This window comes from Verminephrobacter aporrectodeae subsp. tuberculatae At4 (genome assembly GCF_000193225.1).
Taxonomy (GTDB): domain Bacteria; phylum Pseudomonadota; class Gammaproteobacteria; order Burkholderiales; family Burkholderiaceae_C; genus Acidovorax; species Acidovorax aporrectodeae.
In genome coordinates, this window is record NZ_AFAL01000549.1 from 1 (window position 1) to 1,158 (window position 1,158).

Annotated in this window: 1 protein-coding gene; it reads left to right on the plus strand. The window is 64.9% G+C overall.

All coding sequences use genetic code 11. From position 1 onward, the window contains the following. Positions 1–1,158: SwmB domain-containing protein (locus tag VTU_RS28130; protein WP_010106817.1), on the plus strand; the 1,158-nt coding region annotated here is incomplete at both ends.

Genomic DNA, 1,158 nt, shown 5'->3' on the forward strand with positions numbered 1-1,158 from the left:
GGCAACGCCGGCTTTACGGTGAACACCGCCGCTGGCGCAGCGGCCATCACCGTGAGCAGCGCCGTGGTAAGCGCAACGGCCAAGACCGTGACGCTGACACTGAGCCGCGCCGTGGCCGCAACGGAGACGGTGACCGTCAGCTACACCAAGCCCGAATCCGGCGCCGTGGTGCAGGACGCTGCGGGCAACGACGCAGTGAGCTTCAGCGACCGGGCGGTGACGAACAACACATCCAGCGCCACCATCCCCGACCCCAACACCCTCACCACCATCGCCAGCGTCGAATGCTCTGACCTCGTCCTTTCCGCTAACGAGACCTGCACCTACACCATCGTCTTCACCAGAGCGGTGGACCCGCTTACCTTCTCCCTTGCTGACCTGAAGACTGTCAGGCCCGGAACGTATGAGGTGATAACCAACAAGGGCGAGTTGTCGAACCTGCGCACCACGGACGGGAACATCACTTGGAAGTTCGACCTGAAGGCCCCGGATTCCGGCAACTCGACTGACAACCTCATCCTTCTGTATATCGAAGACGTGACCGATAAGGAAGGCAGGCGGTGCGGAGGAGGCACTCTGAGCGGCGTGAACGGAGACGGGAGATATCCATTCACCACACACACCTACACCATCGACACCACGGCCCCGGAGATCAACACCGCCACGGTCAACGGCAACCAGCTGGTGCTCACGTACACCGAAGCGGGCACCCTGGACGCGGCAGCGCTCGCGGGCAACGCTGGCTTTACGGTCGGCACCACCACGGGCAACACAGCCGTCACCGTCACCGGCGCCGTGGTGAACGGGGCGGCCAAGACCGTGACGCTGACACTGAGCCGCGCCGTGGCCACTGCGGAGACGGTGACCGTCAGCTACACCAAGCCCGAATCCGGCAACGGGGTGCGGGACGCTGCCGGCAACCATGCGGCGAACTTCGACGGAGTGATCGCCGCGCCAGCAGACACCACGCCGCCGGTGCTCCACAGCGCCACGGTTGACGGCAACCGGTTGGTGCTGACCTACACCGACGCGAGCAACCTGGATCCCGCGAACACCGCAGCCGCCTCGGCCTATGCGGTCAGCAGCGCAGGCAATGCGGCCATCAGCGTGAACAGTGTGGCCGTATCGGGCAAGACCGTGACGCTGACGCTGAGCCGC